Here is a 20,092-nt window from a genome sequence, read left to right as displayed (position 1 = left end):
TACCAGCCCCAGTGCTTGATACTGCCGACGAGCCTGGCGCTGAATGTCTTTTGATAATGGATAGGGCTGGTTTTCGCTCAAAGGAAGGGGCTTGAGCCGTTTTGGAATGGTTAGAAGAGGCTTTTTTGGTTGAATTGGACATAACCAAGGTGATTTAGGTGAAACAACGGGGTCGCCCGTGCGATTACTGAATTGTCTCTTCCCATTCCCACCCCTTTTTTCCACTTTCAGTTGACGACGTACAGTTGCCTCATGCAACTTGAGTTAATTAGTCTGATTATATGTATATTATGGAATCATATGACCAACAAATCCAGCCGTATTATCAAGAATCAACGCGCCACGCCGGAATCCCAGGCCACAGCCTTCGCCAGCATAAAAGACACCAGCCTGATAGGTGTTGCCGGCTGAATCCTGTGGAAAAGCCACATACTGCTGATAAATTTTAGCATAGTCGCAGTAGTCGCCGTCAGTTGCCAGACGCTCAGTGCCATTCGCGTTCAAAATCCGCGTGTTGGCCCCTTCTCTGCCGAACACTACCTTTTCGACACAGGCTTTGCCGGGCAATGGTTTTGTATCGGTTTCAAGTAGCAACGGATGATTAGGGTAAAGCTCCCAGAGTATTTTCAGAATGTATTTCGACTGAAAGAGTAAAGTATAAGCAGGATTTAGGACGACGGCCAGGCGGTTCCGAACAATCTCGGTTAGTATCTGTACTAGTTCAGGCTCGTCTTCGGCTATAGCTTCCCACGGAACCAGCTTGAACCAGAAATCTAATTTTTCAAATTGACCGTTTTTCGGATTTTGCCAGAAAATGCCTTCCTCGGCGGAGAACTCTACATTATCGACAAAGTCGAATTCGATCTCGAAACCTGCTTCTCGGGCAGCTTCACCAATTAGGGCTACATTCGTATCATCTTCAGGATAGCCACGCATTGCTGACAAAAGCAAGGTAGGCTGAAGGTCAGGATTGACAGCCAAAAGCTCCTCGAACTGGCTGGTAAGCGTTTCAAATACGGCATTGAACTGCTGACTTTCGTCCAGGTTGTTGGCCTTCAGATGGGCATACTGAACAATAGCGGTTTCGGGCAGGCAAGTAGCTGTATCGGCGTTGAATTCAATCAGTTTGATCGGTTGCCCATCAATCCCCCCGGCCAGATCGAAGCGGCCGTAGAGGTGAATATGACGATCATCATCCCACGAAAGTTTGATGAGTTCGACCAGATTGGCCGGAATGCCTACTTCCGCAAAGCGATTTTCGTCGATAATATGTTGACCAGCCGCTACAAACATCTCAAATAGTTCATTGGCTGCGTCGTAGTAAGCATCAGCTTCAGCCGGCTGGATCTGTACGACTTCGTTGGTCAAATAAGATAATGTATCCTGTCCGAGCATCCAGTTCCAGCCGAGGTTGCGGAGTTGAGTGATCGGAGAAATAGCAAGTGAGCGTAGCGAAATCATCAGTTTCTGGTTTAGAAAATATAATAGCTTATGGTGTTACAGTTTTGCCAAAACAAGCCGTAATTCGTTTACAATTTCTGGCCTTCGGCTTATGGTTTACGGTGGCTCACGCCAACTAGCTTTCGTGTTAGCCACCGTAAACCATAAGCCGAAGGCCAGACACTGAACCCTATATGTTTGTAAATGTCGCTTATTCTTATGACCCGAATCTCTTTATTTTTAGCTAGCGTGCTCCTGGCCCTGACAATCGGTCCGGTTGCTGGACAATCGGCCAGAAAGCAGCCACCCGTTTCGATTATTTTCGATACCGATATGGGACCTGATTATGATGATGTGGGCGCAATAACCCTTCTTCATGCCTTTGCCGATGCCGGAGAGGCTACTATTCTGGCTACCATTGCCTCGACAAACTACCCGAAAGTAACCCAGGTGTTAAGTGTATTGAACACCTATTTTAACCGCCCAAACATTCCGATTGGCGTACCGAAAGGCGAGGCTGTCAGTGATAAAGATACCCAGCATTGGTCCGATACGATTGTGGCCCGGTATCCGCATCAGGTTATGGCCAATACGGAAGTGCCCGACGCCATTGCCCTTTACCGACAGATTCTGGCCAAACAGCCCGATCATAGTGTTACTGTGATTACAGTTGGCTTTCTGACGAATCTGGCTAATTTGCTGAACAGTAAGCCTGACCAGTATTCGAAATTATCAGGGCGGGAACTGGCCATGCAGAAAATTAAAAAAGTGGTGAGTATGGCTGGTAAGTTTCCGAAAGGCCGGGAGTATAATGTATTCCGGGATACGCCCGCGTCTAAACTCTTTTTTGCCAACTGGCCAACGCCTGTGTTGATGAGTGGGTTTGAAATAGGTCAGAAGATACACTCAGGGCTGCCACTTGTGCAAAACAATAAAATTCAGCATAGTCCCGTAAAAGACGTATTCCGAATTTCATTGCCCAAAGCAGAGGAAGATAAGAACGGGCGTATGAGCTGGGACCAGACTGCGGTTCTGGTGGGCGTGAAGGGCTACGCACCCTATTATACCATTGAAACCGGGCGCTTAACGATGAACGATGATGGGTCAAACGGCTGGGATAGTACTGGTAAGGGCCATGAGCATCTGGTAGAAAAAATGCCAGTAGCAGCGGTAGAAGCGTTGATCAATGAGTTGATGCAGCACCAGCCGAAGAAACGGTAAAACTCCGCGACGAATAAACTAGTGGGTTTCTGCCCGCGTTACGTAACCAATGACAGATCTGTTAAAAGACGCCCTACAGAAAGCGGCCATGTTTTGTGCCTACCAGGAGCGCACCCAGCAGGAAGTTCGCGACCGTCTGAAAGAATGGGGTGTTTTGGGCGATGATGCTGAAGAAGTGATTGCTGAACTTATTCAGCAGAATTACCTGAACGAAGAACGGTTTGCGAAGGCATTTGCGGGTGGAAAATTCCGGGTCAAAGGATGGGGGCGACGTAAAATCAGGCAGCATTTACAACAGCGTGGTATTTCGGGTTACAACCTCGATCAGGCCATGAACGAAATAGAACCCGACGATTATCAGGAAACGCTCAAAGAATTGCTGGATAAAAAGCGACGGAGCCTCCGCGACGAAAACCCCTTGGTTATCAAGCAGAAACTTGTTCGGTTTGCCCTGAGTAAAGGGTATGAATCCGACCTGGTTTTTGCCTTATTGGGGCGTGAAGATTAACGGTTCGTTTAGCAGTTTCCGGAAAGAGGCTAATTTTACGGCTCAATTAGCCCCTGCCTATGCCGCGTTTGTTCCTGGAAACCGACCAAATGGCCAACCTGAATAGTGGTCTGGGTCAACTTTGCCTGCACTTAGGCCGCGAATTGGTGCGGCAAAAACCGGCTAGCTGGGATATGACGTTTCTGGTGTCAAAAGAACAGGTGGGTATTTTCGGGCCCTCGGTGAAGTACATGGTAGCCTCGAAGTGGAAGCGCGTCTGGCGGAACTGGAACTTCGATGTTTGGCACTGCCCGCATCAGGGATCACGATTTTTTCCACGACGTCGGGCGCGGTTTGTATACACGGTCCTTGATCTGAACTACCTTTCCCTTGCTCAGTACTCGCCCGATCGAAAAGCCCGGAAGAAAAAACAATACCAGGCTCGTGTAAATCAGGCTACGGTTATCACAACCATTTCGAAATATGTAGCACAGGACGTTCGAAACCAATTGGTTGTACCGCATAGCACCCCTGTGCAGGCTATCTATTGTGGTGTCGATATGCCGGAAACAGTATCAATGGCTACACCTGAATCAAAGCCCGGTGGCCCATTCCTGTTCTTTATCGGTATGTTGCAGGCTTATAAGAATGTGCATACCATGCTACCCCTGCTGGTGGCTAATCCCGATCATTGGCTGGTGCTGGCCGGGCCCGATAAACCCGAATACAGCCAGCAGATTTGGGAGCAGGCTCGGCAGTTGGGCGTTGCCGATCGCCTATTGATGCCTGGCCCGGTGGCTGAATCGACAAAATGGTGGTATTACGCAAACTGTGAGGCTTTTTTGTTTCCATCGCTAATGGAAGGATTTGGCATTCCGGTTATTGAAGCCATGTCGTTTGGTAAGCCTGTCTTTAGCTCAGCCCTGACCAGTTTACCCGAAGTAGGGGGCGACGAAGCGTTTTATTTTCCTGCCTTCGATGCCAAATCGGTAATTGAAACCTTTCAAAACGGTATGAAAACCTATCGACAAGACCCTACTATGGCTGAACGTTTGCGGCTACAAAGCCAGAAATTCAGTTGGGAAGCCGCAGCGGCTGAATACTGGCAGCTCTATCAACAGGTTTTTGATCAGGTAAAACTTTAGGAAAGTGCATCCTGACTAAACGAAAACGTCCCTACAGTTCTTGCAGGGACGTTTTCGTTTAGTCAGGATCCTATTAATCTGCTAAAAATCAGCGTCGAACGTAATGCCTTTGGGCTCTTCAACTACAGGAACTGGCGTTGGGTTTTCGGCATCCTGCGGATTTTGAGAAGCCGCTTTTGCTGCTTTGAACTTCGCCATCACTTCACCACGCTGGTATTCGCCAACTCGTTTCTCAAAGAAATTGGTTTTACCCTGTAGCGAAATCATATCCATGAAATCGAAGGGATTCGCTACGTTGTAAAGTTTCCGAAGGCCCAGCGTAACCAGCAGGTGGTCGGCGACAAAGGCAATGTACTGCTTCATTAGATCGGCATTCATCCCAATCAGCGATACGGGCAAGGCATCGGCTACAAACTCCTGCTCAATTTCGACCGCGTTGCGAATAATGTCGTACACCTGCGATTCAGGCATTTTGTGGACAATATGATCGGTATAGAGCATACAGGCAAAGTCGCGGTGCAGCCCTTCATCGCGTGAAATTAGTTCGTTTGAGAACGTTAGTCCTGGCATCAGCCCCCGTTTTTTGAGCCAGTAAATCGAGCAGAACGAACCCGAGAAGAAAATTCCCTCAACAGCCGCGAAGGCAATCAGACGCTCGGCAAATGAGCCATTTTCAATCCAGCGTAGCGCCCATTCGGCTTTTTTCTGCACACAGGGAATGGTATCGATGGCATTCAGCAGCCGATCTTTCTCCGCAGCATCTTTGATATACGTATCGATCAGCAGCGAATAGGTTTCGGAGTGAATATTCTCCATCATCACCTGAAAGCCGTAGAAACACTTGGCTTCGGCATACTGCACTTCCGACAGGAAATTCACCGCCAGATTTTCATTGACGATACCATCCGATGCCGCAAAGAAGGCCAGTACATGTGAAATGAAATGCCGTTCGTTGTCGTTCAGGCTATTCCAGTCCTTCATATCCTGACCGAGGTCGATTTCTTCGGCTGTCCAGAACGACGCTTCGTGGGTTTTATAGAATTCCCAAATGTCCCAGTGTTTGATGGGGAATAGTACAAATCGGCCTTTGTCTTCTTCTAAAATCGGTTCAATTGCATCGGTCTGTGTCATGATAACGGATGTGCGGTTTTATGTATAAAGCCCGGCTGAAGTAAGTGGGCTTTGTGAATATAGACGTGTTAATTTCGGGTTAACAAAGTTAAAGAATCTGCCCGCTTCTGCAAGATGACCACCGTCAGTACCCGGCATTAGACAAATGGCAATCTATTGTAACTATAAGATAATCAGTAGTTTATTATTTGTGCAGCTTCAGAAGTTCTTGGAATAGTGCTGTCAAAAGGGAGTTACATCAACGGTTTCGTTTTTACGATATAAATTTTCAGATGCCTATTCTTGATCAGAAGGTGAAGGTTCTCCTTGGGTGCAAGATTTTTATAGCATATTTAGACGAAAAGGTTATTTTTGATTAAAAGGTGATTGTATGAAACTGCCTGAACTCATTAATTATAACTCAATTCCTGATTATCACCCTCACTGTGAAATCTGTGGAAGTATCGGATTGATTATTGGCGATTTTCGCCATACTAATTTTAAAGGTGCTTTTTATGATTGTGCTTCCGAGGAAAGCAGTCACCGTTTTATAGACAGTGAAGATGACTATTTTAATATTGCCTACTGGTATATGTCTGAAACCCAACGAAAAGCGTTTACTAGACTAAGCTTAGGAGAAAGAAGAGTGTTTCTTAAGATGCACCCCTCTGAACAAAAGATTTTTATCAAGCTTAGTAGAAAAAAACGTCAATTGTACTTACTGGCAAATGTGAAATACAAAATAGAAGTGGAAGATTATGATGATTTTGTGAATGCTGAGTTCTATAAGTATGAGGAGCGGTCTTAAAACTGATATTAAGACTTATCAAACCGCTCTAATCTGTATTCCAAAAACTCCTTTTTAGGCTGGTACGTTTTAGGTACGCGAATTGGCTTGTATTCGAACTCGCCAAAGAAGCGTTGATAGAACTCTTTATTTGTCTCAGCTTTAAGCCGCTTCGAGATAAGCAATTTATACTCCGTGTCGATGCAAATCAAGCCCTTCTCATAGGCTCGGTCGTAGAGGTTTGATAGGCAAACGCCATTTTCGGGATTTAAGCGATTATGTTCATCTTCGGCCCACGGCTTAATGTGTCCAGCTACGAGTAAATCAGGCAGGTCGATACCCGAAATAGCGCAACGGCTTTCGTAGGTTTTCAGGATCATCTGACGGAAAACGCTTTGGTTAACCCGTGTTTTAACTAAGCGTTCTTTAACCTCGCCTTTTAGGTTCTTGAAATCGAACACAATCTCGGGATGAATGTCGTCAATTGTTTTGTGCTGATACTCGGCCAGAATGCGCTCACTTTCGAAAACCAGTTCTTCCTGGCTGCCAGCGAATTCATTCCATATAGATTGTATTTGATCAGCACCTTCCTCAAGGCCAACTATACCGTGCTGATTATTGTAAGGATCAATGTAGGCAAGGTTGTTCAAGCGAATAGCGATAGAATTAACACTTTTTCCTATCAGCTTAGATAAGTATATAATATCAGGATTATCAGGGCTAAAGTTTCGAGATTGTAGTTTTAAATATAAATTAAAAACGGTAAGCAATTGACGTCGGCTCCAATATTCTGAAATTGTTTCATTCACAATATTGGAATAGTAATCATTTAAATGAAATATAAATCTACTTGGCCGGTTTATTTCTAATTCTACATCTACCACTTCAATTTTACCAAAATAAGTAAAGTTAGAGTGGTGAATAGTTCTAAAAAATAAATGAATTTCCTCACCATTATATCTGGCATTAACCATCCTTGTCTCCGCGAAATGGTCATTAGGCCCTTCCCAATGTAGGTATTCATTGATTAACTTATCACTATACTGTGTTGATGATTCCTGTTTCTTTGAAGTGACGAATAGAATAATCTTTGAGACTCCTTTGGGGGTCACTACACCACGAGCTAGGGCCTGATAAGCGGCATAACCCCAGATTTCCGCCAAAAAAACGCGGGAATATGATTCACCTATCTTTAATAAATCGAAGGAAATGTGCATTGAAAGAGGAAGTAGATTCAAGTATGAACTTAGTCAAATATATCTATTATTCCTCTGAAAAAGTAGCTACAATTTTAGCTTCATTAAATCACCAATCTGTTCTTGTCTTAGGTACAACAAAATAGCGGCATCCCTCATGGCCATGATAAAAACAGCCATGAACAAATATTACTGTTTTGTATTTGGGCAGTAGTATATCGGGCTTGCCGGGCAGGTTTTTATCGTGTAGCCGATACCGGAAACCGTGGGCGTGGAGAAATTTGCGGACGATTAGTTCGGGCTTCGTGTCTTTGCTTCGCACGCGGCTCATGTTATAGCTGCGTTGAGCGGGTGTATGTACGTCAGCCATAATCAGATATTTTGATGAATGTAGTTTATACAAAAACACTGATTATCCTGATTTGTCTTAAAGATTGAGCTCTGTTGCCTAAATACTATTTTCGGGGATTGGTTTTAATCGATCTGGATGCCCTTCTTTATCAGATAAGCAGCGATGTTGAATACGTGTCCATCCATAATTTCTATATCTCTGTCCCAGTTTACGGTTTCGGTGCGGTCGGGAGTGGCTATCAATACGACTTGTGGATCGGTTAGCACCCAAATGATTTTCTGAACACCAAATTCAAACAGTTTACGGGTCTTTTTATAGATATACCCATTTTCGGTCATCTCGGCCGTATCAGCTTCAATATCAACCTCAATTGCAATCTGAGGTGGAACGGTTGCATACTTTTTCGAAATCTTGTCGGGAGTCAGTACTGTTTGATCATAAATAGCAATATCGTTGGCCAGATTATTCCGGTGATCCAGGTGCACACCCGGCTCGCCCGTCAGGACGAAGTAGGCATCATCGTCAATGAACTTTCCGATCAGAATAACCAAATAAGAAACAATAACTGATTGCAAAGTGCTGGCACCCCTAATTTCTTCACGTGTTTTTTTGCCCGATAATACATCCCGATAGCCTTTTCGATAGATGGGCTTACCATCCATGATTTCGTAAATCAGGTTTTCCGGAATTTTGCGCCGGGGTTTGGGAAGCGGTCGGTGGGGGGTATCGTAGGCTATAGCCATACGTCAAAGATAGGTAATTTGTATTGTAGAGACGCGACCCTTCGCGTCTCCTGTGCGTCAGCAAAAGATTTCATATCAGACGTAGATGCATACAATTAGTCATAATTCAGTAAAAGCATAGTGATTCAGGGGCAGATTATTGCTGACGCCAATGAGACGCAAAGGATTGCGTCTCTACCATGATATTGGGAAACTACCCCCGCCTGTTTTACGTTGTTCTTTAGAATAAGCCACCGCTTCGGCGATCCAACCCCAACGTGACAGAACAACAAACACTGAACCAGCCATCCGGGCTTACTGATATTGATTTGACGGGCTACGACCAGATTGAAGTGCTGGGTGCCCGCGAACACAACCTGAAAAATATTGACGTTACCATTCCCCGCAATAAGCTGGTGGTTGTGACGGGTATCAGCGGAAGCGGCAAGTCGTCGCTGGCCTTCGATACCATTTATGCCGAAGGCCAACGGCGGTATATGGAGAGCTTTTCGGCCTATGCCCGCTCGTTCATTGGCGATATGGAACGCCCCGATGTGGACAAGATCAACGGGCTGAGTCCGGTAATTTCCATTGAACAGAAAACAACCTCCAAAAACCCGCGCTCGACGGTCGGCACCACAACCGAGATTTACGACTTTTTGCGACTGCTGTACGCCCGCGCTGGCGAAGCGTTCTCGTACGTAACGGGTCGTAAAATGGAGCGGCAATCGCAGGACCAGATTATCGATACCATTCTGGAGCAATACGCCGGACAAAAGTTGACCTTGCTGTCGCCCATTATTAAAGGACGCAAAGGGCATTACCGGGAGCTATTTGTGCAGATTGCCAAAACGGGCTATACCAAAGTGCGGGTCGATGGGGTGGTGCAGGATATTGCCCCCAAGATGCAACTGGACCGCTACAAAATCCACGACATCGAAATCGTGATTGATCGGCTGGTGCCTAAAGTGGAAGATCGGTATCGGTTGAGCCAGTCCGTGCAAACGGCACTTCGACAGGGGAAAGGGGCAATGCAGATGCTGGACGGCAACGGAACGCTGGTCTACTTCTCGCAGAACCTGATGGACCCTGAGTCGGGCATTAGTTACGACGAGCCCTCGCCCAATACCTTTTCGTTCAACTCGCCCTATGGAGCCTGTCCGGTTTGTAATGGGCTGGGTGTGATCGAAGAGATTACAGAAGAATCGGTTATTCCTGATAAGTCGCTTAGTATCAGTCGGGGAGCTATTGCCCCGCTTGGCGAATACCGGGAGCTGTGGATATTCAAAGAGATTGAAGCAATTCTGAAAAAGTATAAACTCAACCTGACATCGCCCGTCAACAAATTCCCGGATGATCTGCTCCATGCACTCATGTATGGAACAGAGGATGAAGCCACGGTGCCATCCAAAAAATATCCGGGTGAAGATTATTACAGCTTCAAATTCGAGGGCATTGTCAACTTCCTGAAACGCCAGCAGGAAAACAGTACCGATAAAATTCAGGAGTGGCTGAAGGACTTTATGGTTGTCAAAACCTGTCCCGAATGCCAGGGTGCCCGGTTGAAAAAGGAATCCCTGTACTTTAAAATCGATCAGAAAAATATTTCTGAACTGGCCCGCATGGACATTTCTGAACTGACGGCCTGGTTCCATGGGGTCGAAAGTCGAATGACCGACCGCCAGAATGTAATTGCTAAAGAGATTCTGAAAGAAATCCGCAAACGCATCGGCTTCCTGCTCGACATCGGTTTGGACTACCTAACGCTCGACCGTCCGCTGCGTACACTTTCGGGTGGCGAAGCCCAACGGATTCGGCTGGCCACGCAGATTGGCACACAACTGGTTGGGGTACTGTACATTATGGACGAGCCAAGCATTGGCCTCCACCAGCGTGACAACGTCAAACTGATTGATTCGCTCAAAAACCTGCGTGATCTGGGTAATACCGTACTGGTAGTTGAACACGACAAAGACATGATGCTTGAGTCCGATTTTATTCTCGATATCGGGCCGGGAGCAGGTCGTCATGGCGGACAGGTGGTTGGCATCGGAACCCCCGAAGAGTTTTTGAAAAATGGTAGTACTACGGCTGAGTATCTGAGTGGTCGACGGGCTATAGATGTACCTGCCGAACGACGTAAGGGAAATGGTAAGTTTCTGATTATTAAAGAGGCTACCGGGCATAACCTCAAAAAAGTAACGCTCAAATTACCCCTGGGCAAAATGGTAACCATTACGGGGGTGTCGGGTAGTGGCAAGTCGTCGTTGATTCACGAAACCTTGTTTCCGGTACTGAATCGCCATTTCTATAAGTCGAAGCGGGAGCCGCTGCCGTTTAAGTCGGTCGATGGACTGGAGCATCTGGATAAAGTGATTGAAGTTGACCAGTCGCCTATTGGTCGGACACCCCGCTCGAATCCGGCAACCTATACGGGTATGTTTTCCGAAATTCGGACGCTTTTTGCCGAACTGCCCGAAGCCAAAATTCGGGGCTATAAGCCAGGACGGTTCTCGTTCAATGTGAAAGGTGGCCGCTGCGAAGACTGCGAAGGGGCGGGTATGAAGAAAATCGAAATGGAGTTTCTGCCCGATGTGCACGTTGTTTGCGAAACCTGCAAAGGCAAACGCTTCAACCGCGAAACGCTGGAGGTCCGCTTCAAAGGCAAATCCATTGCCGATGTACTGGATATGACCGTTGAGCAGGCGCTGGATTTCTTTGCCAGTCAGCCCAAAATTCTGCGTAAAGTGCAGACACTGAACGATGTTGGGTTGGGCTACATTACGCTTGGCCAACATGCAACCACGCTCTCGGGTGGCGAAGCCCAACGCGTAAAACTGGCCGAAGAACTCTCGAAAAAAGATACGGGCAAAACGCTCTACATCCTCGACGAACCAACTACAGGCCTGCACTTTCAGGACATCGCTCATCTGCTCGATGTATTGAACAAACTGGCCGATAAAGGCAATACTGTTCTGATCATCGAACACAATCTGGATGTGATCAAAGTGTCGGATCACCTCATCGACCTCGGGCCGGAAGGTGGTAACAAAGGTGGTAACATCATTGCCGAGGGAACACCCGAAAAAGTAGCTGAGGTGAAAGGAAGCTATACCGGCAAGTTTTTGAAACTGGAATTGGAAGGTAGTAAGACGTAAAAGTCCTTATTTTCGTTGCGTTAAAAACAACCTGCGAAAACAGCTTTATGCGTTACCCCTTCTTTTACGTTTTGCTTTTGGTGCTGGTCGTTCTGGACGGCTGGCTACTGGCGCACCCCAATCTGATTGGTCAGGCTGGGGTGTTCTTTTTTGATTATACCGCTATTGAAACGTTTCCGAAAGCGCTGGGAACTGTGTCTCTTGTGGTTGGCATCGCCATTCTGATCACCTGGCTCGCGGGGCGGTTGAGCCAGCCAATGGCGATTGGTTTACTGGTCGTTCTGCTGGCCGGATCAGCTTATTATCTATTCCAAAGTTTTACCCAGTACAATACCGGGATCTATAAATTGACCGGAGCCGGTTTTCGGGCGGGCGCTATTCTATTGCCAGGCCTGGTCGTGCTGATTTTCGGTGAAGGCTTGCTGCGTCGATTACGATAAAAGAGCTATTCCTGACACGCTATGCATACGGATTTCTACTGGTACAAAGGTCTGCCGCATTTGCAACCCCTTGGTGGAACATTCTTTGTTACGACACGCCTTCGGGGCTCGCTTGAACAAGCGGAAAAAGAACGAATGGCCGATAAGTATGCAGGAAAGAAACAACAGATACTCAATCGTCCGGGGCATAGTCGGGAGGAACTGGATCGGCTGGAAAGAATGTATTTTGGCGAGTACGACAACGTAATGGATCGGGCAGATTATGGCCCTCGATGGCTGGCGACCGATTCCATTGCTGAATTAGTTGCCCAAAGTGTGCACTATTGGGATGATAAAGCGTATAACTTGATTGCCTATACATTGATGCCCAATCATATTCATGTTGCGTTTTCACTCTTTGATCCTGAATCGGGCCGACCCGCTCTTCCATTGGTGAAAATCCTGCAAAGTATAAAGAGTTTCTCGGCCCGGCAGTGTAATCAGTTACTGGAACGACAGGGCCAATTCTGGGAGGATAAAAATTATGACCGGCTGGTGCGCGACCGCGACGAACTCAATCGAATTGTTCAGTATATTTTGCAGAATCCAGTAAAAGCAGGCTTTTGTAAGCGCTGGCAGGACTGGAAATGGACATACGTAAAACCTGAATACACGCAATACAATGACGTTTCATAATGTCTGGACAACGCTCCGGCCTGGCCTGTTGATGGTCTTGTTCAATATAGCTGGTCAGAGCTTCGGGCAGGGCCAGATATACCTCCTTAAACCAGATCGGATATTCGATGGCGAAACAATCCACGAAGGCTGGGTTGTGCGGGTAAAAGCGGATAAAATAGAGGCTGTGGGAACGGCGTCGTCTGTCTCGTCAGCAGGGGCCGAAGTCATTGATCTTAAAGGAACTACCCTATTGCCGGGATTAATCGAGGGCCACTCGCACCTGTTTCTGCATCCGTACAACGAAACCCCATGGGATGATCAGGTCCTGAAAGAAGCCCGCTCTCTGCGAACGGCCCGCGCAACGGTTCATGCCCAGAAAACGCTGATGGCCGGGTTTACAACCGTCCGGGATCTGGGCACCGAAGGAGCCGAGTATGACGATGTTGGCCTAAAACAGGCTATCAATCAAGGTATTATTCCAGGCCCTCGAATGATCATTGTTACCCGGGCGCTTATCGCAACAGGGAGCTATGCGCCCAAAGGATTTAGTCCTGACATTGATGTTCCGCAAGGGGCTGAAGAAGCCGACGGACATGATGCACTGATAAAAGCCGTTCGGCGGCAGATTGGCAAAGGGGCCGATGCGATCAAAATTTACGCCGATTATCGCTGGGGATTAATGGCCGAAGCCCGCCCAACATTTACCGTCGATGAAATTAAATTGATCGTAGACGTGGCAAAAAGTAGCGGTCGGGCTGTTGTCGCGCACGCCAGCACTGCCGAAGGGATGCGTCGGGCTATTTTGGGTGGTTGCGAAACCGTCGAGCATGGCGATGCGGGTACGCCGGAGGTATTTGCGCTAATGAAGCAACACAGCACAGCCTTATGTCCGACGCTGGCGGCTGGTGACGCCATCAGTCAGTATCGTGGCTGGAAAAAAGGACAGTCGCCTGAACCAGAACGACTTAAACAAAAGCGGGTAACATTCAAACAGGCACTGGACGCTGGTGTAACCATTGCTGCCGGGGGTGATGTGGGCGTTTTTAGTCACGGCGATAATGCCCGCGAGCTAGACCTGATGGTCGATTACGGTATGAAGCCGGTCGATGTGTTACGATCAGCGACCTCGGTCAATGCCGATGTTTTCCACGTAACTGATCGAGGGCGTATACGACCAGGCTTACTGGCCGATCTGGTAGCAGTAGAGGGCGATCCTACAAAAACCATTACTGATTTACACCGCGTTCGAACCGTGATGAAGGGAGGAATTTTCTATAAGCGATGAGCGGGGAACATACGGTTGATTTTCGGGGTTACAATTTAATATAAATGTAATCTGGGTTTTTTACGACAATTTCATTCGTCGTTTTAATTTTTCGGCTAATTTCGCCCGTCGTGGACTCGCCCGGATAATTTTACTACGAGCTTCCTGACGGGTAAAACGTTTCTAAACGGCTACTTGAGCATGATACTCAACAAACCGCTATTGTAGTACCTCTGATTTATTCTACCCCTGAATTTGTATGGCAAATACCGCTGAATTAACAGTCGATGGTAAGTCCTATTCATTCCCAACGCTGGAGGGAACCGAACATGAAAAAGCCTTCGACATATCGAATCTCCGTGATCAGACCGGCTACGTAACTTTAGACCGGGGTTATAAAAATACCGGTGCCACCAAAAGCGCGATTACGTTTCTGGATGGTGAGCAGGGTATTTTACAATATCGTGGGTATGCCATCGAAGATTTAGCTGCTAAAGCGTCGTTTCTGGAAGTAGCTTACCTGCTCATTTACGGTGAATTGCCAACGAAAGACCAGTACTCCCAGTTCGAAAACTCCATTCGTCGGCATACGCTGGTTAATGAAGACATGCGGAAAATTTTTGATGGTTTTCCCGTGAAGGCTCACCCAATGGGTGTACTGGCGTCGCTGGTGAGTGCCATGAGCGCGTTTTATTCTGATCTGGAAGGGTCGGGCGACGATAAAACAGACCTGCACATTATCCGGTTACTGGCCAAACTGCCAACTATTGCTACCTGGTCGTACAAGCGTTCGCAGGGGCATCCGATCAACTACCCCAAAAATAGCCTCGACTATATTCCGAACTTCCTGAACATGATGTTCTCGTTGCCGGTTGAGGACTATAAAATTGATCCGGTCGTGGTTGAAGCCCTGAACGTATTGCTGATCCTCCATGCCGATCATGAGCAAAACTGTTCTACCTCAACGGTTCGGCTGGTAGGTTCGTCGCAGGCGAATATCTATTCGTCCATTTCGGCAGGCATTAGTGCTTTGTGGGGACCGCTACACGGTGGTGCCAACCAGGAAGTGATCGAGATGCTCGAAGATATTAAAGCCGATGGGGGCGATGTTGCCAAATATGTCGACATGGCGAAAAATGCGAAAACGACGGGCTTCCGCCTATTCGGCTTTGGGCACCGGGTTTACAAAAACTTCGACCCCCGCGCTAAAATCATCAAAAAAGCGGCCGATGACGTTTTATCCAAATTGGGTATTAACGATCCGGTACTCGAAATTGCGAAAGGACTGGAAGAGGCTGCTCTGCACGATGACTATTTTGTATCGCGTAAGCTATATCCGAATGTAGACTTCTATTCGGGCATTATTTACCGCGCTTTGGGTATTCCGACCAATATGTTTACGGTTATGTTTGCCATAGGCCGTCTGCCCGGCTGGATTGCCCAATGGAAAGAAATGCGGGAGCAAAAAGAGCCTATCGGTCGGCCCCGGCAGATTTATACAGGGCCTACGCTGCGCGAGTTTGTTTCACTGGAAAATCGATAAGTAGTATTCTGTTTATACTTTTTTGAAAGCTACCCCTTTGTGGTAGCTTTTTTTGTACGGATTAAGTTTTTTTGAGAAATCTTAAAGATACTATACAATAGAAAATGTATAGTATGTGGCTCGCTTTTTGATAAGAAATCATTAACGACACGTATGATATTGCTGTGAACGAGTCAGATGGGTATTGTGCCAAAAGTTATTTTATTCGTAGCCTTAGTCCCGCTAAGTTGTGCTACTGAATTGCCCTCTGTTCCTATTCCCAACCTTTATTCAACAAATTATTGGGGAGTGGTTACGGGAGCTCGACAGGGAAACGAGTTAAGCAATGCACGAATTGCTGCGGCATCGAGAGTGCCTTGTACTGCCTATGCGTTCGATATTACCATTACGGAATTCGCTGATAATGGCGAAAAACTAGCGACACTGACGCTATTTAATATTCCGAAAAAGCCGGGTTCGCTAACAAAATTTAAAGTAGACTACCGAACCTTGTATTGCGGAACCGACAGTATTGGCTGTACATTCACAACCTTAAGCAATAAACTTCCCTGGGGTACCTATAAGCCTGTGATTGGTTCCGGAACCCAATTAATGATTCAGTCCTTCGATGAGGTTTCCGGTGAAATCAAAGGTACTGCTAATATTAGAATGATACCCGATCAGGTGCAGGATGCAGCAGCGCCGAATCCGCTCTCATTTAAAAATATTAAGTTTCTGACGAAGTTGAAATATAGTAACGGTACCTATGTAAAATAAAAAAGGGCTGGAAACAAATCCTGCCCTTTTTTGTAAAGCATATATGCCTTAATCGTCAAGCAAACCTTCATCGTCGGCATCGGTGCCTTCAAGAACGGGGTCAAGCAAAGCATCCTGGTCTTCAGCGATTTTTGCCCGGATTTTACCTTCCAGTTCAGCCATCAGTTCAGGATTATCGAGCAACAGTTCTTTGACAGCATCACGGCCTTGTGCCAGACGGTTGGCACCGTATGAGAACCAGGAACCTGATTTCTTCACGATTTCCATTTCAACCGCCAGGTCGAGTACTTCACCAACTTTTGAAATACCCTGGCCATACATAATGTCGAACTCCACCACTTTGAACGGTGCAGCCAGTTTGTTCTTGACCACCTTCACTTTGGTGCGGTTCCCTACTACATTATCGGCGCCTTCTTTGATCTGACCAATCCGACGGATGTCCAGACGAACCGACGAATAGAATTTCAGGGCGTTACCACCCGTGGTTGTTTCGGGGTTACCGAACATTACGCCAATTTTTTCGCGCAACTGGTTAATGAATATGCAGCAGCAGCCGGTCTTATTAATAGTACCCGTCAGTTTCCGCAACGCCTGCGACATCAGACGAGCCTGGAGACCCATTTTGCTTTCGCCCATTTCGCCTTCGATTTCGGCTTTAGGAACCAGCGCAGCAACAGAGTCAATCACGCAGATATCAATAGCGCCTGAGCTAATCAGGTGTTCGGCAATTTCGAGGGCCTGTTCGCCATTATCGGGTTGTGAGATCAGCAGATTCTTTGTATCAATACCCAGTTTTTCCGCATATACACGGTCGAATGCGTGTTCAGCGTCGATGAAAGCAGCGAGGCCGCCGGTTTTTTGGGCTTCGGCGATGCAGTGCATCGTCAGCGTGGTTTTACCAGAAGATTCTGGCCCATAAATTTCAACGATACGGCCACGTGGCATACCCCCGATACCGAGAGCTAGATCGAGACCTAAGGAGCCGGTTGAAATAACTGGAACATCAACCACTTTGCTTTCGCTCAGGCGCATTACGGTACCTTTGCCGAAGGCTTTGTCCAGTTTTTCAATGGTGGTTTGAAGGGCTTTTAGTTTACTGTCATTAGCAGATGCTGTGGCTTGCGCCATGTCTGATTTTGCCATGTTAAGCTGGTTGTTTAAACAGATAAAATTACCCAAAAATGGCCGGATTACCAAACGGTTTTCGAAAATAGTTGGGGCTTTTTATCCGAGGGTTTTTAAGGGAATAGTAATAATGTAACAGCCAGCTAATTGCAACATAATTAAGCAATTAACTGGCTGTTGTTAGGAGTTGCACTAGCGAATAGAGTCTGATGTGACCGGGGCCTGCGAGGCAGCTGGCTGCTGAGCTTGCGGTTGGCCTGATTGCGGTTGCGTCTGACCCGGCTGATAACCCGGATACGCAGACGCATCGCCGTAAGGACGCAGGGGCGGCCCTACTATTTCTACCCCTGTAATGTAATATTTGGTTTCGCCATTCCAGGGGAATTTCAGGATCTTTTCTTCGTAATGTAGCGTCACGCGCTGACCTGTTTTTACAGCGTCGGTAATCTGCTTGGCTACGTCTTCGTCTTTCACCGAAAAATCGAAATATTGCGGTGTCAATGAGCCGGTTTCGCCGGAAAAACCGCCTACGTTCAGAACACCTTCATAGGTTTTAAAGATGAAGCCTCGCCGACTGAATTTCGAGACGGTTCCGGCCCGTTCGCCGTCGCTATAACTCCATCCGGTCAGGGCGTAGAGCACGCCAAACACAACTAATAAAAACAGGAGAAAATACAATAACCCGCGCATAGGATCTGGTTCGTTTGGTGGTATTTGTGAGGGCACAAATAGACAAAAATTTCTGATAACTTCTGTTTCAGGACTATAAAGACCATCAATTATTCATTAAGTAACAAACCAATCCGATTCTGGTTCTGAAGTTTTGCCCTGTATTTCGTTACTTTGTGCTCGATTTGTGCATAAGCCTAAGCGCCTGTGCGTCAAATCAGATAAACCGGCCTGCCGGATCACCGAATCGCCGGACCGATAGCTATTTTGTTGTTAACCCCTTTTATTCTCTCCAATGAGTACCATCCAAAGCATTCATGCCCGACAAATTCTGGATTCACGCGGTAACCCAACTGTTGAAGTTGACGTTCGTACCGAAAACGGTTTTCTGGGTCGGGCCGCTGTACCCTCGGGCGCATCGACAGGTACCCACGAAGCGGTCGAACTCCGCGACGACGACAAAAAGGTATATATGGGCAAAGGTGTCCTGAAAGCCGTCTCGAATGTTAATGAACTGATTTTTCCTGAACTGGTTGGCATATCGATCTTTGAACAAAGCATGATCGACCGAATCATGCTCGAACTGGATGGTACGCCCAACAAAGGCCGTTTAGGAGCCAATGCCATCCTTGGCGTGTCGCTGGCAGCGGCCAAAGCAGCCGCTCAGGAAGCGGGTTTGCCGCTGTACCGCTATATCGGTGGTGTAAACGCCAACACGCTGCCTGTGCCGATGATGAATATCCTGAATGGTGGTTCGCATGCTGACAATTCTATTGATTTCCAGGAGTTTATGGTTATGCCTGCCAACGCACCAAGCTTCTCGGAAGCACTGCGGATGGGTACAGAAATTTTCCATACCCTGAAAGGCGTTCTGAAAAAGATGGGCCTGGCAACCAACGTCGGTGATGAAGGTGGTTTTGCGCCCAATATCAAATCGAACGAAGAAGCCATTCAGACGATCATTCAGGCTATTGAAAAAGCAGGCTACCGTCCCGGCGAAGACGTTTGGATTGCTATGGACGCTGCTTCGTCGGAATTCTACGATGCCGAAGCGGGTGTTTATCACTTCAAAAAATCGACGGGCGATAAGCTGACTTCGTCGGAAATGGCTGGGTTCTGGAAAGATTGGGTGAGCAAATACCCGATTCTGTCGATTGAAGACGGTATGGCCGAAGACGATTGGGATGGCTGGAAAGCACAAACCGATCTGTTGAAAGATAATAAAACCCAGCTTGTTGGTGACGACCTGTTCGTAACCAACGTGACCCGCTTACAAGAGGGTATCGATAAAGGTATTGCCAATGCTATTCTGGTAAAAGTAAACCAGATTGGTTCGTTGACCGAAACCATCGATACGGTGAATCTGGCGAAGCGGAATTCGTACAAAAACATCATGTCGCACCGTTCGGGCGAAACCGAAGACGCTACCATCGCTGATCTGGCTGTTGCCCTGAATACGGGTCAAATCAAAACAGGTTCGGCTTCGCGCTCAGACCGGATGGCAAAATACAACCAGTTGCTCCGAATCGAAGAGGAACTGGGCGAAACCGCTTATTTCCCAGGACTTAAGTTTTAAGTAAGGAGCGAGGAGCAGGGTGCATGGAGTTGGGCGCAGAGTGACTGTAGCTGCTATTTCTCCGTGCCCCCTGCACCACGCTCCACGCATTTTGTCTCATGCTACAAAAACTCCTTCGCTCTCTTCGGAATTTCTACGTTGCCACAGGCGTAGGGCTTTTGGCATGGATGGTATTTTTCGACGCCAACGATTTGCCTACGCAAATTCGAAACTGGTGGGAACTCCATGTGCTGGAAGAGGATGTCCGGTTTTATCAGGAGAAAATCGAAACGGTTCGAACCGAACGGCGGGAATTGCTGGGGAATGATCAGCTTCGGGAAAAATTTGCCCGGGAGAAATACCTGATGAAGAAACCTGGCGAGGATGTGTTCGTCATTGTGGACGAGAACAATGAACCCCTTGAAAAGTAGCGAGGAGCATGGCGCGTGGAGCAAGGTGAACTAA

The 20,092-nt window shown here is 47.2% G+C and carries 19 protein-coding genes; 12 read left to right on the top strand and 7 right to left on the bottom strand.

Annotated features, from left to right (window positions below; genetic code table 11):
* Positions 1-288: 288 nt before the first annotated feature.
* Positions 289-1,461 carry a glutathionylspermidine synthase family protein gene (locus tag B5M13_RS31595; protein ID WP_080059452.1) on the bottom strand — a complete coding sequence of 391 codons (1,173 nt, stop codon included), beginning with the start codon at positions 1,459-1,461 and terminating at the stop codon, positions 289-291.
* 198 nt (positions 1,462-1,659) lie between these two features.
* Here B5M13_RS31595 and B5M13_RS31590 point away from each other — a divergent pair, with 198 nt between their 5' ends.
* From B5M13_RS31590 to B5M13_RS31580, 3 genes are read left to right on the top strand one after another with little or no spacing between them, the layout of a single operon-like run.
* Positions 1,660-2,661, top strand: coding sequence for a nucleoside hydrolase (locus B5M13_RS31590; RefSeq protein ID WP_080060160.1), 1,002 nt, complete (start codon positions 1,660-1,662; stop codon positions 2,659-2,661).
* Between the two features lie 49 nt (positions 2,662-2,710).
* A complete protein-coding gene (locus tag B5M13_RS31585; protein WP_080059451.1) occupies positions 2,711-3,169 on the top strand; it encodes a regulatory protein RecX in 459 nt (152 codons plus the stop codon).
* Positions 3,170-3,228: 59 nt separating this feature from the next.
* Positions 3,229-4,293 (top strand): glycosyltransferase family 4 protein, encoded by a 1,065-nt coding sequence (locus B5M13_RS31580; RefSeq protein WP_080059450.1) that lies wholly within the window; start codon positions 3,229-3,231, stop codon positions 4,291-4,293.
* An 81-nt stretch (positions 4,294-4,374) separates the two neighbouring features.
* Here B5M13_RS31580 and B5M13_RS31575 read toward each other — a convergent pair whose 3' ends face one another.
* A complete protein-coding gene (locus B5M13_RS31575) occupies positions 4,375-5,424 on the bottom strand; it encodes a ribonucleotide-diphosphate reductase subunit beta (protein ID WP_080059449.1) in 1,050 nt (349 codons plus the stop codon).
* Between the two features lie 370 nt (positions 5,425-5,794).
* Between B5M13_RS31575 and B5M13_RS31570 the strand changes: the two genes are divergently transcribed.
* Positions 5,795-6,211 (top strand): hypothetical protein, encoded by a 417-nt coding sequence (locus tag B5M13_RS31570; protein WP_080059448.1) that lies wholly within the window; start codon positions 5,795-5,797, stop codon positions 6,209-6,211.
* Between the two features lie 8 nt (positions 6,212-6,219).
* Here B5M13_RS31570 and B5M13_RS34360 read toward each other — a convergent pair whose 3' ends face one another.
* The 3 genes from B5M13_RS34360 to B5M13_RS31555 form a co-directional block, all read right to left on the bottom strand.
* Positions 6,220-7,407 carry an HNH endonuclease gene (locus tag B5M13_RS34360; protein ID WP_245859605.1) on the bottom strand — a complete coding sequence of 396 codons (1,188 nt, stop codon included), beginning with the start codon at positions 7,405-7,407 and terminating at the stop codon, positions 6,220-6,222.
* An 88-nt stretch (positions 7,408-7,495) separates the two neighbouring features.
* A complete protein-coding gene (locus B5M13_RS31560; RefSeq protein WP_245859603.1) occupies positions 7,496-7,756 on the bottom strand; it encodes a very short patch repair endonuclease in 261 nt (86 codons plus the stop codon).
* Positions 7,757-7,860: 104 nt separating this feature from the next.
* A complete protein-coding gene (locus B5M13_RS31555; RefSeq protein WP_080059447.1) occupies positions 7,861-8,481 on the bottom strand; it encodes a Uma2 family endonuclease in 621 nt (206 codons plus the stop codon).
* 257 nt (positions 8,482-8,738) lie between these two features.
* On the opposite strand from B5M13_RS31555, the gene uvrA reads away from it, so the two are divergent.
* From uvrA to B5M13_RS31525, 6 genes are all read left to right on the top strand, one after another.
* Positions 8,739-11,618, top strand: coding sequence for an excinuclease ABC subunit UvrA (uvrA, locus tag B5M13_RS31550; protein WP_080059446.1), 2,880 nt, complete (start codon positions 8,739-8,741; stop codon positions 11,616-11,618).
* 47 nt (positions 11,619-11,665) lie between these two features.
* The gene (locus tag B5M13_RS31545) at positions 11,666-12,058 is read left to right on the top strand and encodes a hypothetical protein (RefSeq protein ID WP_080059445.1); all 393 of its coding nucleotides are present in this window, start codon (positions 11,666-11,668) and stop codon (positions 12,056-12,058) included.
* A 21-nt stretch (positions 12,059-12,079) separates the two neighbouring features.
* On the top strand, positions 12,080-12,733 hold the full coding sequence (locus tag B5M13_RS31540; RefSeq protein WP_080059444.1) for a transposase: 654 nt from the start codon (positions 12,080-12,082) through the stop codon (positions 12,731-12,733).
* Between the two features lie 31 nt (positions 12,734-12,764).
* Complete coding sequence (locus tag B5M13_RS31535; protein WP_245860116.1) at positions 12,765-14,000, top strand: metal-dependent hydrolase family protein; 1,236 nt, start codon at positions 12,765-12,767, stop codon at positions 13,998-14,000.
* Positions 14,001-14,238: 238 nt separating this feature from the next.
* A complete protein-coding gene (locus B5M13_RS31530; RefSeq protein WP_080059442.1) occupies positions 14,239-15,522 on the top strand; it encodes a citrate synthase in 1,284 nt (427 codons plus the stop codon).
* 177 nt (positions 15,523-15,699) lie between these two features.
* Positions 15,700-16,278: a hypothetical protein gene (locus tag B5M13_RS31525; RefSeq protein ID WP_080059441.1), complete on the top strand. Its 579-nt coding sequence runs from the start codon at positions 15,700-15,702 to the stop codon at positions 16,276-16,278.
* Positions 16,279-16,326: 48 nt separating this feature from the next.
* Here the strand turns inward: B5M13_RS31525 and recA are convergent, their stop codons facing one another.
* Positions 16,327-17,421 carry a recombinase RecA gene (recA, locus tag B5M13_RS31520; RefSeq protein ID WP_080059440.1) on the bottom strand — a complete coding sequence of 365 codons (1,095 nt, stop codon included), beginning with the start codon at positions 17,419-17,421 and terminating at the stop codon, positions 16,327-16,329.
* 174 nt (positions 17,422-17,595) lie between these two features.
* Positions 17,596-18,093 carry a hypothetical protein gene (locus tag B5M13_RS31515; protein WP_080059439.1) on the bottom strand — a complete coding sequence of 166 codons (498 nt, stop codon included), beginning with the start codon at positions 18,091-18,093 and terminating at the stop codon, positions 17,596-17,598.
* A 274-nt stretch (positions 18,094-18,367) separates the two neighbouring features.
* Between B5M13_RS31515 and eno the strand changes: the two genes are divergently transcribed.
* On the top strand, positions 18,368-19,648 hold the full coding sequence (gene eno, locus B5M13_RS31510; RefSeq protein WP_080059438.1) for a phosphopyruvate hydratase: 1,281 nt from the start codon (positions 18,368-18,370) through the stop codon (positions 19,646-19,648).
* Between the two features lie 98 nt (positions 19,649-19,746).
* Positions 19,747-20,058, top strand: a complete 312-nt coding sequence (locus tag B5M13_RS31505) for an FtsB family cell division protein (protein ID WP_080059437.1) — start codon at positions 19,747-19,749, stop codon at positions 20,056-20,058.
* Positions 20,059-20,092: the final 34 nt, after the last annotated feature.

The sequence above is a fragment of the Spirosoma aerolatum genome (assembly GCF_002056795.1).
Lineage (GTDB): Bacteria > Bacteroidota > Bacteroidia > Cytophagales > Spirosomataceae > Spirosoma > Spirosoma aerolatum.
Note: the sequence above shows the minus strand (reverse complement) of the source record. Positions and strands in the feature narration are given on the sequence as shown.

Coding starts and splice junctions, on each gene's coding strand:
- B5M13_RS31525 (WP_080059441.1), top strand. CDS start 15,700: ATGGGTATTGTGCCAAAAGTTATTTTATTCGTAGCCTTAGTCCCGCTA.
- B5M13_RS31560 (WP_245859603.1), bottom strand. CDS start 7,756: ATGGCTGACGTACATACACCCGCTCAACGCAGCTATAACATGAGCCGC.
- eno (WP_080059438.1), top strand. CDS start 18,368: ATGAGTACCATCCAAAGCATTCATGCCCGACAAATTCTGGATTCACGC.
- B5M13_RS31555 (WP_080059447.1), bottom strand. CDS start 8,481: ATGGCTATAGCCTACGATACCCCCCACCGACCGCTTCCCAAACCCCGG.
- B5M13_RS31570 (WP_080059448.1), top strand. CDS start 5,795: ATGAAACTGCCTGAACTCATTAATTATAACTCAATTCCTGATTATCAC.
- B5M13_RS31575 (WP_080059449.1), bottom strand. CDS start 5,424: ATGACACAGACCGATGCAATTGAACCGATTTTAGAAGAAGACAAAGGC.
- B5M13_RS31590 (WP_080060160.1), top strand. CDS start 1,660: ATGACCCGAATCTCTTTATTTTTAGCTAGCGTGCTCCTGGCCCTGACA.
- B5M13_RS34360 (WP_245859605.1), bottom strand. CDS start 7,407: ATGCACATTTCCTTCGATTTATTAAAGATAGGTGAATCATATTCCCGC.
- B5M13_RS31515 (WP_080059439.1), bottom strand. CDS start 18,093: ATGCGCGGGTTATTGTATTTTCTCCTGTTTTTATTAGTTGTGTTTGGC.
- B5M13_RS31505 (WP_080059437.1), top strand. CDS start 19,747: ATGCTACAAAAACTCCTTCGCTCTCTTCGGAATTTCTACGTTGCCACA.
- B5M13_RS31535 (WP_245860116.1), top strand. CDS start 12,765: ATGGTCTTGTTCAATATAGCTGGTCAGAGCTTCGGGCAGGGCCAGATA.
- B5M13_RS31545 (WP_080059445.1), top strand. CDS start 11,666: ATGCGTTACCCCTTCTTTTACGTTTTGCTTTTGGTGCTGGTCGTTCTG.
- B5M13_RS31595 (WP_080059452.1), bottom strand. CDS start 1,461: ATGATTTCGCTACGCTCACTTGCTATTTCTCCGATCACTCAACTCCGC.
- B5M13_RS31585 (WP_080059451.1), top strand. CDS start 2,711: ATGACAGATCTGTTAAAAGACGCCCTACAGAAAGCGGCCATGTTTTGT.
- B5M13_RS31540 (WP_080059444.1), top strand. CDS start 12,080: ATGCATACGGATTTCTACTGGTACAAAGGTCTGCCGCATTTGCAACCC.
- recA (WP_080059440.1), bottom strand. CDS start 17,421: ATGGCAAAATCAGACATGGCGCAAGCCACAGCATCTGCTAATGACAGT.
- B5M13_RS31580 (WP_080059450.1), top strand. CDS start 3,229: ATGCCGCGTTTGTTCCTGGAAACCGACCAAATGGCCAACCTGAATAGT.
- B5M13_RS31530 (WP_080059442.1), top strand. CDS start 14,239: ATGGCAAATACCGCTGAATTAACAGTCGATGGTAAGTCCTATTCATTC.